Source organism: Streptomyces sp. NPDC048523 (assembly GCF_043199815.1).
Taxonomy (GTDB): domain Bacteria; phylum Actinomycetota; class Actinomycetes; order Streptomycetales; family Streptomycetaceae; genus Streptomyces.
The window spans coordinates 85,605-99,898 of record NZ_JBICWQ010000003.1 but is presented as its reverse complement, the minus strand read 5'-3'; the positions used below and the strand labels follow the sequence as shown (position 1 = coordinate 99,898).

General features: G+C 70.6%; 14 protein-coding genes. 5 read left to right on the top strand and 9 right to left on the bottom strand.

The features are described 5' to 3' along the window. Nucleotides 1–26 precede the first annotated feature (26 nt). A complete protein-coding gene (locus ACGFWE_RS16225; protein ID WP_352390708.1) occupies nucleotides 27–881 on the top strand; it encodes a helix-turn-helix transcriptional regulator in 855 nt (284 codons plus the stop codon). Then, a complete protein-coding gene (locus ACGFWE_RS16220; protein WP_352390709.1) occupies nucleotides 878–1,069 on the top strand; it encodes a DUF397 domain-containing protein in 192 nt (63 codons plus the stop codon). Before ACGFWE_RS16225 ends, ACGFWE_RS16220 begins: the two co-directional genes overlap by 4 nt. Here ACGFWE_RS16220 and ACGFWE_RS16215 read toward each other — a convergent pair. Continuing rightward, entirely contained in the window at nucleotides 1,047–2,432 is a 1,386-nt protein-coding gene (locus tag ACGFWE_RS16215; RefSeq protein WP_393600264.1) for an FG-GAP and VCBS repeat-containing protein, read from the bottom strand. The genes ACGFWE_RS16220 and ACGFWE_RS16215 overlap by 23 nt on opposite strands. 166 nt (nucleotides 2,433–2,598) lie before the next feature. On the opposite strand from ACGFWE_RS16215, the gene ACGFWE_RS16210 reads away from it, so the two are divergent. Next, nucleotides 2,599–4,191 (top strand): peptide-N4-asparagine amidase, encoded by a 1,593-nt coding sequence (locus ACGFWE_RS16210; protein WP_352390711.1) that lies wholly within the window; start codon nucleotides 2,599–2,601, stop codon nucleotides 4,189–4,191. 4 nt (nucleotides 4,192–4,195) lie between these two features. On the opposite strand, the gene ACGFWE_RS16205 is transcribed toward ACGFWE_RS16210, so the two are convergent. Together ACGFWE_RS16205 and ACGFWE_RS16200 are read right to left on the bottom strand one after the other, a co-directional pair. Next, nucleotides 4,196–6,112: an AMP-dependent synthetase/ligase gene (locus tag ACGFWE_RS16205; RefSeq protein WP_352390712.1), complete on the bottom strand. Its 1,917-nt coding sequence runs from the start codon at nucleotides 6,110–6,112 to the stop codon at nucleotides 4,196–4,198. A 221-nt stretch (nucleotides 6,113–6,333) separates the two neighbouring features. Next, on the bottom strand, nucleotides 6,334–7,620 hold the full coding sequence (locus tag ACGFWE_RS16200; RefSeq protein WP_393600263.1) for an acetyl-CoA C-acetyltransferase: 1,287 nt from the start codon (nucleotides 7,618–7,620) through the stop codon (nucleotides 6,334–6,336). Nucleotides 7,621–7,706: 86 nt separating this feature from the next. On the opposite strand from ACGFWE_RS16200, the gene ACGFWE_RS16195 reads away from it, so the two are divergent. Both ACGFWE_RS16195 and ACGFWE_RS16190 read left to right on the top strand, forming a co-directional pair. Next, on the top strand, nucleotides 7,707–9,005 hold the full coding sequence (locus tag ACGFWE_RS16195) for a 3-oxoacyl-ACP reductase (protein WP_393600262.1): 1,299 nt from the start codon (nucleotides 7,707–7,709) through the stop codon (nucleotides 9,003–9,005). After that, nucleotides 9,005–9,934: a MaoC family dehydratase gene (locus ACGFWE_RS16190; protein WP_393600261.1), complete on the top strand. Its 930-nt coding sequence runs from the start codon at nucleotides 9,005–9,007 to the stop codon at nucleotides 9,932–9,934. Before ACGFWE_RS16195 ends, ACGFWE_RS16190 begins: the two co-directional genes overlap by 1 nt. On the opposite strand, the gene ACGFWE_RS16185 is transcribed toward ACGFWE_RS16190, so the two are convergent. The 6 genes from ACGFWE_RS16185 to ACGFWE_RS16160 form a co-directional block, all read right to left on the bottom strand. After that, complete coding sequence (locus tag ACGFWE_RS16185) at nucleotides 9,919–10,596, bottom strand: TetR/AcrR family transcriptional regulator (protein ID WP_352390716.1); 678 nt, start codon at nucleotides 10,594–10,596, stop codon at nucleotides 9,919–9,921. The two genes, ACGFWE_RS16190 and ACGFWE_RS16185, sit on opposite strands and share 16 nt — an antisense overlap. A 46-nt stretch (nucleotides 10,597–10,642) precedes the next feature. Further along, the gene (locus ACGFWE_RS16180; protein ID WP_352390717.1) at nucleotides 10,643–10,972 is read right to left on the bottom strand and encodes a DUF4229 domain-containing protein; all 330 of its coding nucleotides are present in this window, start codon (nucleotides 10,970–10,972) and stop codon (nucleotides 10,643–10,645) included. Nucleotides 10,973–11,068: 96 nt separating this feature from the next. After that, the gene (locus ACGFWE_RS16175; RefSeq protein ID WP_393600260.1) at nucleotides 11,069–11,593 is read right to left on the bottom strand and encodes a GNAT family N-acetyltransferase; all 525 of its coding nucleotides are present in this window, start codon (nucleotides 11,591–11,593) and stop codon (nucleotides 11,069–11,071) included. Nucleotides 11,594–11,651: 58 nt separating this feature from the next. After that, complete coding sequence (locus ACGFWE_RS16170) at nucleotides 11,652–12,302, bottom strand: UdgX family uracil-DNA binding protein (protein ID WP_352390719.1); 651 nt, start codon at nucleotides 12,300–12,302, stop codon at nucleotides 11,652–11,654. Between the two features lie 269 nt (nucleotides 12,303–12,571). After that, nucleotides 12,572–13,735 (bottom strand): aminofutalosine synthase MqnE, encoded by a 1,164-nt coding sequence (gene mqnE / locus ACGFWE_RS16165; RefSeq protein WP_352390720.1) that lies wholly within the window; start codon nucleotides 13,733–13,735, stop codon nucleotides 12,572–12,574. 49 nt (nucleotides 13,736–13,784) lie between these two features. Further along, on the bottom strand, nucleotides 13,785–14,240 hold the full coding sequence (locus ACGFWE_RS16160) for an Lrp/AsnC family transcriptional regulator (protein WP_352390721.1): 456 nt from the start codon (nucleotides 14,238–14,240) through the stop codon (nucleotides 13,785–13,787). Nucleotides 14,241–14,294: the final 54 nt, after the last annotated feature.

Here is a 14,294-nt window from a genome sequence, read left to right as displayed (position 1 = left end):
GTTGTCGCGTGGGAGGGGTGAGGCGTGTGGGTGAGCGGAGGCCGGAGACGCCTGCGGAGGCGGACGGTACGGCGGGGTTGTTCGTCGCGCTGGGCAAGATGGTCAAGCTTCTGCGTGAGCGGAAGGGGCTGACGCAGAAGGAGTTCGGAGAGCTGGTGGGATACGGCCCGGACGCGGTCTCCTCCATGGAGAGGGGCGTGCGGACACTTCGGCCGGAGGTTCTGATCAAGGCGGACGAACTCCTTGACGCCGGGGGCCTGTTGAAGGAGGTCCTCCCGGAGGTCGAGGAGGCGATGGCGAAGACTCGGACCCGGCATCCGGAGTGGTACCGGAGTTACGCCGGGTTGGAGGCGGAGGCGGTGTCCCTCTACGACTACAGCACGATGGGTGTGCTGGGCCTGCTCCAGACGGAGGACTACGCCCGGGCCGTGTTCACGCAACGGCACCCGCCGCTGGACGAGGAGACCATCGAGAAGCGGGTCGCCGACCGGCTCTCCCGTCAGCAGCTCTTCGAGAAGTGGCCGCCGCCGGAGTGCAGCTTCGTCCTCGAACAGGCTGTGCTGGAACGGCCGATCGGCGGCCCCGCCGTGCACGCGGGCCAGCTTCGGCGGCTGCTGCACATCGGGCGGATGCGGAATGTGCAGCTTCAGGTGATGCCTACAGGGCGGGACGAACACCCCTGCCTGGACAACTCGTTCACCCTGCTCACTCCCAAGGGCAAGGAGCAAGTGGCGTACATGGAGAGTCAGGGGTACCCACGGCTGATCACCGGCCGGGAAGAGGTACGCATCCTCGCCGCCCGCTATGGGATCATCCGAGCTCAGGCCCTCAACCCGCACGAGTCCCTGGACTTCATCGAGAAGATGTTGGAAGAGCGATGACCATAGAGAAGCTGAACTGGTTCAAGTCGAGCTACAGCAGCGGCGAGGGCGGCCAGTGCCTCGAAGTCGCCGTAACCCCCCACACCATCCACCTCCGCGACTCCAAGAACCCCACCGGCCCTCACCTCACCCTCTCCCCCGCGGCCTGGTCGGCCTTTCTCTCCCCTACTGCGGCAACTGGGCGATGACGTTCAGCTCGTGAGCCCCCGCCGTCCCGACGCCGGACTCCGTGCCGGGGAGCATCAAGCTTGGGCTGTAGGAGGTGTCCGACACGAGTAGGTCCTTGTCCCCGTCGCGGTCGATGTCGCGCAGGCGGACGAAGAGGCCGAACATCTCGTACTCGGCGGGACTGCCGGGCACGCCCGCCGTCGCCCGGCTGAACCACTGGGACTTCGTGCCGGTGAGGCCGGACCTGCCGCCGCGCAGCACGTGGACTCCGCCCGCGTACTTCACGGCGCCGACCTTCTCCTCGGGCACGCTGACCGCGAGGTCCGGATAGCCGTCGCCGTCGGTGTCACCCGCGGAGAGGTCGGAGCCGAAGCCGTCGTTCTTGGTGGCGGCGGTGGCCACGCCCGAAGTGGACTGGGAGAGCCGGGACTTCGTGGTCGGGCCGGTACTGCCGCCGCGCCAGACGACCACGGAACCGGCGCCGCCGCCGTACGGGACGTCGCTGACCGCGAGGTCGCCGTAGCCGTCCTTGTCGAAGTCGGCGACGACGCCGGTCGGGTCGTAGTCGGGCTGTGAGCCGTTGATGACCGTGGCCTTGCCGGGCTTGATGGTGGAGCCGCCGCGCAGGAACCAGGCGTCCTGGGTCATCTTGTCGTTGTGGTAGCCCTGGCCGAGGACGTAGAGGTCGGTCGCCTTGTCCTTGGTGACCTTGCCGGCGACCAGGCCGGTGTATTCGAGGACGTAGTCACTGGTGATGCTCGGCGCGTGCCGGGTGACCTGACCCGTCGTACCGGACTTCCCGAAACCGCCCCGGTAGATGTAGATGTGCTCGGAGCCGTCGGCGACGGCCAGGTCGGCCTTGCCGTCGCCGTTGAAGTCTCCGGTCTCCAGCTCGTTGCCGAAGCCCTGGTCGGAGCGGGCGGTGACCTTGAGGCGCACGGCCTGGGCGCCCGAGAGGCCGGTCTTCGAGCCCCACAGGATGGTGACCGCGCCCGAGCCGGCCTTGCCCCCGACCTTCTCGCTGTTGTCGGCGACGGCCAGGTCGGCGTATCCGTCCCGGTTGAGGTCGGCGGTGGCCAGGTCCTCGCCGAACCCGTCGGCGTAGCCGCCCGCGTCCCCGGCCGTTCCGGGTATGCCCGCGGTGGACTGCGTGAAGGTCTTGGACGTGGTGCCGGGGCCGGTCGCCGTCCCGTAGGTCACGACGACACCGTCGCTGAAGTTGTGGCTGGCGAAGTCGCGGAACCCGTCGCCGTTGAAGTCGTCGCCGTACTTCGCCGGGGTCGCCGCGCTCGCCGTGCTCACGGAGAGGGTGAGCAGTCCGCCGGTCAGGGACACGGCCGTGGCCGTGGCCAGTGCCAGGCGGAAGGTTCTTCGGGTGGACATGAGTCTCCTGCGGTGATCATGAGTCTGGCGGGGAGAAGACTCACGGCACCGGGGCATGGTTGTAGGACGGACGCCGGTCAGTGAAATGGCCGGAATTGGTCAAGACCTCTCCAAGCCCCCTTGGCCGCGGTCGGAATCCATGTGTTCACTGCGCCCTATGAGACCCATGAGATCCCCGATACGTCCGGCCAGAGTGGCGGCCACGCTGACCGGCGCACTCGCCGCTCTCGCCCTGTCGCTGGGCACGGCGTCCGCCACCACGGTCCCCGTCGAGTTCGGCACCGACTACCACGACCCCGTCATCGCCGCCCCGCCGATCAGCACCCCGCACACCAAGGCCTGCGAAGTCACCGTCGCGCAGGCGCAGTTCAAGGACTTCACGCCGTACACGGGGACGTACGCGCCCCCGACCGGCTGCGGGACGCCCGGCCGCTGGTCGAAGGTCGTGCTGCGGATGGACGGCAGCGTGAAGGGGCGGCAGTACGACCGGCTCGGCTACCTGGACATCGGCGGGGTGCAGGTCTTCCGGACCTCGACGCCCGAGCCCTCGCAGGACGGGATCAACTGGTCCGTCCAGAAGGACGTCACCGAGTACGAGAAGACGCTGAGCAGTGCGCAGTCCGTCGACATGCTCATCGGCAACGTCGTCAACGACACGTACACCGGCATCCTCGACGTCAAGGTGACGCTCACCTTCTACGCCCCGGTGCACCACCGCAGCGCGGACGCTCCCGACCAGGTCATCCCGCTCAGCGACGGCGACAGCGTCACCACGGGCGCCTCCCTCACCGTCCCCCGCAACTCCGAGCGCGTCCTCGCCGAGGTGTACGCCACCGGCTCGGGCGGCGGCTGTGAGGAGTTCTGGTACTCGGCCACGACCCCGGACGCGTCGTACTCCTGCCAGGGCGGGGACGCCGGGCCGTACCGTGAGGTGCAGGTGAGCGTGGACGGGAAGGTCGCGGGGATCGCCTCGCCCTACCCGAACGTGTGGACCGGCGGCTGGTCGCCCTACCTGTGGTCGGTGATTCCCTCCCCGACCGCCTTCGACGTACGTCCGCTCACCTTCGACCTCACCCCGTTCGCGGGCCTCCTCAACGACGGCAAGGCGCACACCGTGGACGTCAAGGTGGTCGGAGTGCCGGCCGGGCAGACCGGGTGGAGTGCGCCGACCAACGTCCTGGTGTGGCAGGACGCCCACAAGTCGGTGGTGACGGGGGCCGTGACGTCGTACAAGAAGGACGCTCCCGCCGTCGGCAACACCTTCACCGACGGCTCGCTGCGGCACCTGGTGACCTCCGGCAGGGACCACCTGAAGGTCAGCGGGTATCTGAACACCTCGCACGGCCGGGTCACCACCACCGTGGAGCGGACCCTGACCACGGCGATCGACCACCAGTGGACGCCCGACGAGAACACGGACAACCAGACCGGCACCTGGACCGATCACCAACTCGTCACGTCCAACGGCCACTTGACCCGCGCCGACCGCACCTACAGCCTCGACGGCCGCTCCACCATCGACAGCGCGAACCGGCTCCGGGTCGTCATGACCCTCGCCGACCGCGCCCGCCTCGGCGCCACCCGCATCGACGACACGTACCAGGGTGACGCCACCTTCACGCTCGGCGTGGCCCGCGAGGACCGGCACGCGGTGGCCACGACGAGTGAGCGGTACCGGCTGAGCGGGCCCGGCACGTGCTACGACCACACGCTCGCCACCGAGCAGGGGGTGCTGACGAAGGACGCACGCCGCTGCTGAGGGGTCACTCCCGCACGTACAGGCCCTCGATCTCCCCCGCGAAGTCCCGCATGACCGCCTCCCGGCGTAGTTTCATCGACGGCGTCAGATGGCCGGCCGACTCGGTGAGGTCGGTCGGCAGGACGGTGAAGCGGCGGATGGACTCGGGGCGGGAGACCATCTTGTTCGCCTCGTCCACGGCCCGCTGCAGGACCTGCCGCAACTCCTCGTCGTCGACGAGGAGTTCGGCGGGGACGGGGTGCTTGCCGTTCATCTGGCGCCAGTGGTTGACGCCGTCCATGTCGAGGCTGATCAGGGCCGAGATGTAGGGGCGGCGGTCGCCGAGGACCATGCACTGCGAGATCAGGGGGTGGGAGCGCAGCCAGTTCTCCAGCGGGGCCGGGGCGACGTTCTTGCCGCCGGCCGTGATCAGGATCTCCTTCTTGCGGCCCGTGATCGTCAGATAGCCCTCGTCGTCGAGCTGTCCGATGTCACCGGTCGGGAACCAGCCGTCGGTGGAGGCGGGGGCCACCCCGTCGCCGAACGGGTCCCAGTAACCCCGGAACACCTGACCGCCGTTGAGCAGGATCTCGCCGTCCGCCGCGATGCGGACCCGGGTGCCGGGCAGGGGCCAGCCGACCGTGCCCAGGCGGGACTTGAGCGGGGGCGTCACCGTCGCCGCGCCCGTCGACTCCGTGAGGCCGTAGCCCTCGTAGATCTCCATGCCGGCGCCCGCGTAGAAGGCGGCGAGGCGGCGGCCGAGCGGGGAGCCGCCGGAGATGATGTGCCGGATCCTGCCGCCCATGGCGTTGCGGATACGGCGGTACACCAGCGAGTCGTAGAAGGTGCGGGACGCCTTCAGGGCCGCGCCCGGACCGGAGCCGGTGCCTGCGAGGCGGGACTCCATCGCCTCGCCGTAGCGCACGGCGACGTTGGTCGCGCGGTCGAAGACGGAGACCCGGCCGCCGCTCTCCGCCTTGGCGCGGGCGTTGTTGAAGACCTTCTCCAGCATGTACGGGATCACGAGGAGGAAGGTCGGTCTGAAGCTGGCCAGGTCGGCCATCAGGTCCTCGGCCTTCAGGCTCGGCGCGTGGCCGAGGCGGACCCGGGCGCGGACGCAGGCGACGGCGACCATGCGGCCGAAGACGTGCGAGATGGGCAGGAAGAGCAGGGTCGCGAGGTCGTCGTCCGACTTCGACTTGAACACGGGGTAGAGGAGCTCGACCGCGTTGTCGACCTCGGTGAGGAAGTTGCCGTGGCTGAGCACACAGCCCTTGGGGCGGCCGGTGGTGCCCGAGGTGTAGACGACGGTGGCGACCGTGCCCGGGCCCAGCATGCCCCGCCGGACGCCGATCTCCTGCTCGGGGACGGCCTGGCCGAGTTCCCCGAGGCGCTCCACATGGCCCTTCTCCATGATCCACATGTGGCGCAGGTCGGGCAGGCGGCTGAGCTCCGGGCCGAGGGCGGCGGCCTGGGCGGCCGTCTCCGTCACCAGGGCGACGGCGCCGGAGTCCTGGAGGATGAACCGGGTCTGGAAGACGGAGGACGTGGGGTAGATGGGGACCGTGACCAGGCCCGCGGCCCAGGAGGCGAAGTCCAGCAGCGTCCACTCGTACGTCGTACGGGCCATGATCGCGACCCGGTCGCCCGGCATCAGGCCCTCCGAGATCAGGCCCTTCGCGACCGCCAGCACCTGCCGCGCGAACTCCGCCGCCGTGATGTCGATCCAGCGGCCGTCGTCCGTGCGGCGGCTCATCACCCGCTGCTCCGGGGCGGCCTCCGCGTTGTCGAAGGGCAGGTCGGCGAGCGAGCCGTGCGTCACCGGCGGGACCAGCGGCGGCACCGAGACCTCGCGGACCTCACCGTCCAGCCGCACGATCTCTGGTTCCACGAGAACGGGCGCGCCGTCGTAGTCGTGGCCGGACACGTACGAGAGGGACATGGTCAGCTCCTGGGACGTGCAGCTCGGTGGCGTTCCGCTGCATGAGGTACGCAGGGGACGTACCGGGGCGTTCACCCGCGAGTGCGCCGGGAAGGGTTACCAGGGGTTAGGACGGTGATCCTAAGTGTCCCAAGTGGCGAGTCTGTGCGGGTTCGTTGATGGTCCGGAGCCGGGACTGTGCAACCTCGACCGCAAAGTGAGACTTTGTCAGCTATCGGCGCTTACGGCCGCTCCAGAATCGCCGTCACCCCCTGTCCTCCCGCCGCGCACACCGAGATCAGCCCGCGGCCCGGCCCCTCCCGCTCGGCCAGCAGCTTCGCGAGCGTGGCCACGATCCTCGCGCCGGTCGCGGCGAAGGGATGCCCGGTGGCCAGGGAGGATCCGGTGACGTTGAGCCGGTCCCGGTCCACCGGGGCCAGGCCCTGCTTCTCCCAGGCGGCGAGGGTCGCCAGGACCTGGGAGGCGAAGGCCTCGTGGACCTCGACCAGGTCGAAGTCCGCCATGCCGAGTCCGGCCCGCTCCAGCATGCGGGGGACGGCGTACGCGGGGGCCATGAGCAGACCGTCCTCTCCCTGGGCGACATCCCCTTGTACGAAGTCCACGGCCGCCGTCTCGTACGCCGTGAGATACGCCAGCACCTGAAGGCCGCGCGCCTTCGCCCACTCCTCCGACGCGAGCAGCACGAGCGCCGCGCCGTCCGTCAGCGGGGTCGAGTTCCCGGCCGTCATGGTCGGGTCGGGGTCCTTGACGCCGAACACCGGCTTGAGCCCGGCCAGTTTCTCGGCCGTCGAGTCGGGGCGGAGGTTCTGATCGCGCTCCAGGCCCCGGAAGGGGACCACGAGGTCCTGGAAGAAACCCCGCTCGTACGCCGCCGCCAGTCGCTGGTGACTGGTCGCCGCCAGCTCGTCCTGGGCCTCGCGGCTCACGCCCCAGGCGCGGGCGGTGACGGCCGCGTGCTCGCCCATCGACAGGCCGGTGCGGGGTTCGGCGTTGCGCGGGATGTCGGGGACGAGGTGGGAAGGGCGGATGCGGGCGAGCGCCTTGAGGCGGGCGCCGGCCGACTTCGCGCGCCGGGCCTCCAGCAGGATGCGCCGCAGCTCGTCGTTGACGCCGAGGGGCGCGTCGCTCGCGGTGTCCGCGCCGCCCGCGATCGCGGACTCCGTCTGGCCGAGGGTGATCTTGTTGGCGGCGGCGACGACGGCCTGCAGACCGGTCCCGCACGCCTGCTGGATGTCGTACGCCGGGGTGCGCGGGTCCAGCCTCGAGCCGAGGACCGTCTCGCGGGCGAGGTTGAAGTCCCGGCTGTGCTTGAGGACGGCACCCGCGACGAACTCGCCCACGGTGCCCGGCCCCTGGAGCCCGTGGCGCTCCACGAGGGCGTCGAGGGCGGCGGTGAGCATGTCCTGGTTCGAGGCGGTGGCGTACGGGCCGTCCGAGCGCGCGAAGGGGACGCGGGTACCGGCGACGATCGCCACGCGTCGGGCTACCGGCGGCTTCAGGGGGCTCATCTCCCGGCTCCTCACCTCGAAAATCGACTTACCTGCGGTAACCTTACTCCAGAGTAAGGAATCTGCGACCGACCCGGGAGATGGACATGGCCGACCGCTATCTGAGCTTCACCGGTACCGCCCCGGGCCGGTTCCTCACCCGCCGCCTCGGGCTGCCGCAGCCCGCGGTGCTGCGGCGGTGGTCGCAGGCGTCCCCGGAGTTCGAGGGCGGGGTGCTGCACCTCACGGCCGGGAAGTCGGAGCTTTCCGGCCTGACCGGGCTGAAGTTCCCGTCCGCGTCGGACGCTCCCGCGGCGGTCGTCCTCGACGCCACCGGCGTGCGGGACGTCGAGGGGCTCGCGGAGGTCCACGCGGCGCTGCACCCGGTCGTGCGGTCGGTCGCCGCGAGCGGGCGGATCGTCGTCCTCGGGGCGCCGCTCTCCGCGGAGGATCACCACCAGGCGGCCGCGCAGCAGGCACTGGAGGGGTTCACGCGCTCGCTCGGCAAGGAGATCGGGCGGGGGCGGACGGTGAACCTCGTACGCCTCTCGGACGCGTCGGCCGCTTCGGCTGCGGAATCGACCCTGCGGTTCCTGCTCTCCCCCAAGTCGGCGTACATCAGCGGTCAGGTGATCGAGGTCGGGCCGGCGCAGGAGGCCGACGTCGACTGGTCCCAGCCCCTCGCCGGGCGGACGGCGCTGGTCACCGGCGGCGCGCGGGGCATCGGTGCGGCGGTCGCCGAGACGCTGGCCAGGGACGGGGCGCGGGTCGTCGTACTCGACGTGCCGGGGGCGTCGGCGGATGCCGGGCAGTTGGCCGCGCGCCTGGGGGGCAGTGCCCTCGCGCTGGACATCACGGCCGCGGACGCGGGCGAGCGGATCGCCCGGGCGCTGCCGGACGGGCTGGACGTACTGGTCCACAACGCGGGCATCACCCGGGACCGGCGGCTGGTCAACATGCCCGCCGAGCGCTGGAGTTCGGTGCTCGACGTGAACCTGGCGAGTGTGCTGCGCACGACGGACGCGCTGCTGGAGCGGGGCACGCTGCGGCGAGGCGGGCGGATCGTGGCCACCGCGTCCATCGCGGGGCTCGCCGGCAACGCCGGGCAGACGAACTACGGCGCGAGCAAGGCCGGTGTCGTCGGACTGGTGCGCTCCCTGGCGCCCCGGGCGCTGGCCGAGCACGGGGTCACAGTGAACGCGGTCGCCCCGGGGTTCATCGAGACGAAGATGACGGCGGCGATCCCGCTGTTCATCCGGGAGGCGGGACGGCGGATGAACTCCCTCGGACAGGGCGGACTCCCCGTCGACGTGGCCGAGACGACGGCCTGGCTGGCGAATCCGGCCTCCGGCGCGGTGAACGGGCAGGTCGTACGGGTGTGCGGCCAGAGCCTGCTGGGGGCGTAGTGGGAACCCACGCGGACGACACACAGGCCGACCCGTACGGGGAGGGCGACCGGGCCCAGGACTCGGGCAGCCCCGGCGCGGCTCCTTCCACGGTCCTCGACCGGCCCCCCGCCCTCCTGCCCCTCCTCGCCCTGGGCGCCCTGCGCTCCCCCTTCAAGCGGCCCTCCGCCACCGCGGACTTCCCGCGGACCCGGCTGGTGCTGCCCCGGCTGCGGGTGGACCTCGCGCGGCTGGCCGCCTACGAGCGGGTATGCGGGTTCGCGACCGGGGAGGACGCGCTGCCCGTGACGTATCCCCATGTGCTGGGCTTCCCGCTGGCCATGAGCCTGATGAGCGGGCGGGACTTCCCGCTGCCCTTGCTCGGGCTGGTGCACACGTCGATCGAGATCACGCGGTACCGGGAGCTGCCCGCGTCGGGCGAGTACGAACTCACCGTGTACATCGACGGGTTGGCGCCGCACCGACGCGGTACGGAGGTCTCGGTCGTCACCGAGCTGCGGGTGGGCGAGGACGTCGTGTGGGAGTCGGTGAGCACCTATCTGGCGCGGCACCGCACACCGAGGACCGGCGCGGAGCCGGAGCGCGAGAAGCACGGACCGCTGCCCGGCGTCGACGAGTGGCGGCTGGCCGGGGACATCGGCCGGCGTTACGCCGCCGCGTCCGGCGACCGCAACCCCATCCACCTGTACCCGCTCACGGCCCGCCTGTTCGGCTTCAGGAGGGCCATCGCCCACGGCATGTGGACGGCGGCCCGCTGCCTGGCCGCGCACGGCACACCGCAAGCGGTGCTGGTGCGGGCCGAGTTCAGGGCGCCGGTGCTGCTGCCCGGGACGGTGACCTACGCGGCGGACGGGGAGCGGTTCGAGCTGTGCGGCGGGGAGCGGGTGCACCGCGTGTACGTGAGCGGGGGCGTCTACCCGCTGACCTGAAGGGGGGCGCCCCCGGCGGGCGTGTCCCGCAGGGTCCAGGGCCGGCCCTCCATCAGGTTCCCGAGGCCGGCCCACGCGAAGTTCATGAGGGTCGCCGCCGACTGCCGCGCCGTCATGCCCGGGGTGGCGTTGGCCCAGGCGGCGAGCGACTCGGCGGCGCCGACGAGCGCCTCGGCGAGGCCGGCGACCTCGCGCTCGGGCAGGTCCGGGTCCCGGTGCGCCTCGCGGGCCGCGACCACGATCAGATGGGTCACGAACGCCACGATCTCCTCGCGCATCGCGGTGACCTCGGCGGCGAACGCCTCACCGTGGATGCGGGCCTGGAGATGCAGCACGGACCAGCCGTGCGGGTGGTGCGAGGTGTGCGTGAAGAACGCCAGCAGGCCGTCCCACAGCTGACGGTCGGCGGCCAGGTCGGTCCGCACCCCCGTCCGCACGGCCTCGGTGAGCGCGGCCGCCTCCCGGCGGATGCACGCGGTGAAGAGGTCTTCCTTGGAGTTCAGGTACAGGTAGACCAACGGCTTGGACACACCGGCGAGTTCGGCGATCTCGTCCATCGAGGCGGTCATGTACCCGCGCTGCCCGAAGATCTCCACAGCGGCGTCCAGCATCTGCTGCTCCCGCACGGCACGCGGCATCCGCTTGCTCTTCACGACACCCATGCGCAAAGCCTACGGTCACGCGGGCACGGCAGCGGAGGCGTTGGGCTCAGGAGGTCTGCGGGGCCTGCGGAGCCTGCGGGGTCTGACCCTGGGGACGGCTCGCCTCGTCGACGGCCTCGTCCTCCTGGCTGCGGTTCGCCTCCAGGTTGGCCTTCATGCGGTCGACCCGCTGGACGACCTGGATGGAGGCCCGGTCGCGCTCCTTGCGCAGGACCACGAAGCTGATGGGGGCCGAGAGCAGCAGGGAGAGCAGAACGATCCACATGCCGTTGGAGTCGCCGAGGCCGCGCGGGGCGAGGCCGGAGTAGACGAGGCCCCAGACGACCACGAGGCAGCCCACCAGGATCCCGAGGCGCATCAGCGTGTAGCGGAGCATGTCAATCCACTCTTCCGTATCCGTATCGAACGGCCTGAACACCCCAAAGAGGCACTGTCCAGTGAAGCACGCCGGGCACCGGATCTTCGAACGGGGTCAGACGAGCGGCAGCAGCATGATCACGTCGTCCCGGTCGTCACCGGGTGCGACCCGGATCGCGCCGGGTACGCGGCCGACCTCCTTGTAGCCGCAGGAGCCGTAGAAGCGCTCCAGGCCGAGGCCGCCGCGGCAGGTGAGCCGTATCGCCTCGACGCCCTCGAAGGTGCGGGCCGCGTCGGCCGCCGCCGCGAGGAGGTCACGGCCGTAACCGCGGCCCTGGTGGCGGGGGTGGACCATCACCGTGTACAGCCACACCCAGTGGGTCATGAGCCGGTGCGTGTTGAAGGCGAAGAAGGCGGTGGCGGCGACCTGTCCGTCCTCGTCGTGTCCTGCGAGCAGCCGTGTCCGGCCCTCCGCCATCCCCACGAAGTGCTTCACCAACTCGGGGCGGATCGTCTCCCGCTCGACCGGCGCCACGAAGCCGACGGCTCCGCCCGTGTTCGAGACGTCCGTCCACAGGTCGAGGACTCCGTCGCGGAGGGCGGGGGTGACGGCCGGGTCGAGGGTGAAGGTAAGGGGCATGGGGCGAGGCTAGACATTACGTCTGCGTCGCCTCAAGCGGGTTCCGGCGTCACGTACGTCACCCCAGCGCCCGGACCGCCACCTCCAGGTCCGCCACCAGGCCCCGGTACGCGGCCTCCCTGTCGTCGGCCCGCAGTACGGCCGAGGGGTGCACGGTCGGCACGAGCCGCTCCCGCCTGCCGTGGATCTCCTCCTCCAGCACGGTCCCGCGCACCTGCGTCACCCGGAACGAGGAGCCGAGCAGCGCCTTGCCCGCGGTGGCGCCGAGGACGACGATCAGTTCCGGTTCGACGAGTGCCAGTTCTTGTGCGAGCCAGGGGCCGCAGGCCGTCATCTCCCGGAGGGTGGGCGACTTGTGGATACGGCGTTTGCGTGGCTCGGCCTGCGTGAACTTGAAGTGCTTCACGGCGTTGGTGACGTAGGTGTGCCCGGGTTCGATACCGGCCTCCGCGAGGGCACGGTCGAGCAGCTTGCCTGCGGGACCGACGAACGGCTTCCCCTGCCGGTCCTCCTGGTCGCCGGGCTGCTCCCCGACGAGCATCACGCGCGCGTGCGGGTCCCCGGTGCCGAACACCGTCTGCGTGGCGTCCCGGTACAACGGGCAGCCCCGGCAGCCGGCGGCGGCCTTCCGCAGAGCGGGGAGCCCACCGCGACCGGGAACGAAGGGTTCGGCGGTGTAGGCGTCCTCGGGTGACTTGGTGCTCACCATGGGGGGCGAGTACCCGGGGTGGGGAAACGAACGCGAACGAAGGGGGCGACTTGCGAGGCGGCGCGGCTGCGGGCCGGTGAGGGCGGGTCGCGCAGTTCCCCGCGCCCCTAGGGGGCTGCAGCGGCCGGTCCGCCAGGAGTCCGCGTCGCTGTGGGCGGGAGAACGAACCGGGTGCCTTGGCAACCATGCGGTCCGAGGACCCCCCAGGGGCGCGGGGAACTGCGCGACCAGCCCCCCGCGGCGCCGCAGACGAAGAACCGCCGGAACCTTCAGAAGCGCATCGACTGCGGTGCCTCTCGGCGACCCGCGTCCGGGCCCTCGTACTCGCGGATGATCTCGTAGCGGGTGTTGCGCTCGACCGGGCGGAAGCCTGCGTCGCGGATGAGGTCCAGGAGGTCCTCGCGGGTGAGTTTGTTCGGGGTGCCGTAGTTGTCGGCGTCGTGGGTGATCTTGTACTCGACGACCGAGCCGTCCATGTCGTCCGCGCCGTGCTGGAGGGCGAGCTGGGCGGTCTGGACGCCGTGCATGACCCAGAAGACCTTGACGTGGGGGACGTTGTCGAAGAGGAGGCGGGAGACCGCGAAGGTCTTCAGGGCCTCCGCGCCCGTGGCCATCTGGGTGCGGGCCTGGAGTCGGTTCCTGACCTTGCCGTCCTGCACGTCCACGAAGTCGTGCTGGTAGCGCAGCGGGATGAAGACCTGGAAGCCGCCGGTCTCGTCCTGGAGCTCGCGCAGGCGCAGGACGTGGTCCACGCGGTGCCTGTGCTCCTCGATGTGGCCGTACAGCATGGTGCTCGGGGTCTTCAGACCCTTCTCGTGCGCCAGGCGGTGGATCCGGGACCAGTCCTCCCAGTGGGTCCGGTGGTCCACGATGTGCTGACGGACCTCCCAGTCGAAGATCTCCGCGCCGCCGCCGGTCAGCGACTCCAGGCCCGCGTCGATCAGTTCGTCGAGGATCTCGGAGGCGGAGAGACCGCTGATCGTCTCGAAGTGGTGGATCTCCGTCGCGGTGAACGCCTTCAGGGAGACGTCCGGAAGCGCCGCCTTCAGCTCGCGCAGCGACCGCGGGTAGTAGCGCCACGGCAGGTTCGGGTGCAGCCCGTTGACGATGTGCAGCTCGGTGAGGTTCTCGCCCTCCATCGCCTTGGCGAGCTTCACCGCCTCCTCGATGCGCATCGTGTACGCGTCCTTCTCCCCCGGCTTGCGCTGGAAGGAGCAGTACGCGCACGACGCCGTGCACACGTTGGTCATGTTGAGGTGCCGGTTGACGTTGAAGTGGACGACGTCACCGTTCTTCCGCGTCCGCACCTCGTGCGCGAGGCCGCCCAGCCAGGCCAGGTCGTCCGACTCGTACAGCGCGATGCCGTCCTCACGGGTCAGCCGCTCACCGGCCCTGACCTTCTCCTCCAGCTCGCGCTTGAGCCCGACATCCATGGGGGTCACACCTTTCTCCGACGACTGCGACAACCGTACGTCCATGCCTCTACGCCTCTTCGGGCAGCTCTCCGACCCGGTTCTCCCACTTCGTGGAGAGCACGATCGTGGTACGGGTCCGGGAGACCCCCTCGGTCCCGGACAGCCGCCGGATGATCTTCTCCAGGCCGTCGACGTCGGACGCCCGGACCTTCAGCATGTACGAGTCGTCACCCGCGATGAACCAGCAGTCCTCGATCTCGCCGAGGTCCCTCAGCCGGCGTGCCACATCCTCGTGGTCGACCGCGTCCCCGAGCGAGATACCGATCAGCGCGGTGACGCCGAGGCCGAGGGAGGCGGAGTCGACGGTGGCGCGGTAACCGGTGATGACACCGGCCGCCTCCAGCCGGTTGATGCGGTCGGTGACGCTGGGTCCCGACAGACCGACGAGGCGCCCCAGCTCCGCGTAGGAGGCCCGGCCGTTCTCCCTCAGGGCCTGGATGAGCTGCCTGTCCACCGCGTCCATGGGATCGAAGCCTTCCGCTGAAAAGTGCCTGAAGTGATGAGAGGTACTGCCACG

What these genes read in the sequence shown, in the direction of transcription:
- ACGFWE_RS16200 (WP_393600263.1), bottom strand. Translation starts at nt 7,620, where the DNA reads ATGAGCCCCCTGAAGCCGCCGGTAGCCCGACGCGTGGCGATCGTCGCC.
- ACGFWE_RS16220 (WP_352390709.1), top strand. Translation starts at nt 878, where the DNA reads ATGACCATAGAGAAGCTGAACTGGTTCAAGTCGAGCTACAGCAGCGGC.
- mqnE (WP_352390720.1), bottom strand. Translation starts at nt 13,735, where the DNA reads ATGGATGTCGGGCTCAAGCGCGAGCTGGAGGAGAAGGTCAGGGCCGGT.
- ACGFWE_RS16195 (WP_393600262.1), top strand. Translation starts at nt 7,707, where the DNA reads ATGGCCGACCGCTATCTGAGCTTCACCGGTACCGCCCCGGGCCGGTTC.
- ACGFWE_RS16175 (WP_393600260.1), bottom strand. Translation starts at nt 11,593, where the DNA reads ATGCCCCTTACCTTCACCCTCGACCCGGCCGTCACCCCCGCCCTCCGC.
- ACGFWE_RS16185 (WP_352390716.1), bottom strand. Translation starts at nt 10,596, where the DNA reads ATGGGTGTCGTGAAGAGCAAGCGGATGCCGCGTGCCGTGCGGGAGCAG.
- ACGFWE_RS16215 (WP_393600264.1), bottom strand. Translation starts at nt 2,432, where the DNA reads ATGTCCACCCGAAGAACCTTCCGCCTGGCACTGGCCACGGCCACGGCC.
- ACGFWE_RS16180 (WP_352390717.1), bottom strand. Translation starts at nt 10,972, where the DNA reads ATGCTCCGCTACACGCTGATGCGCCTCGGGATCCTGGTGGGCTGCCTC.
- ACGFWE_RS16160 (WP_352390721.1), bottom strand. Translation starts at nt 14,240, where the DNA reads ATGGACGCGGTGGACAGGCAGCTCATCCAGGCCCTGAGGGAGAACGGC.
- ACGFWE_RS16210 (WP_352390711.1), top strand. Translation starts at nt 2,599, where the DNA reads ATGAGATCCCCGATACGTCCGGCCAGAGTGGCGGCCACGCTGACCGGC.
- ACGFWE_RS16170 (WP_352390719.1), bottom strand. Translation starts at nt 12,302, where the DNA reads ATGGTGAGCACCAAGTCACCCGAGGACGCCTACACCGCCGAACCCTTC.
- ACGFWE_RS16205 (WP_352390712.1), bottom strand. Translation starts at nt 6,112, where the DNA reads ATGTCCCTCTCGTACGTGTCCGGCCACGACTACGACGGCGCGCCCGTT.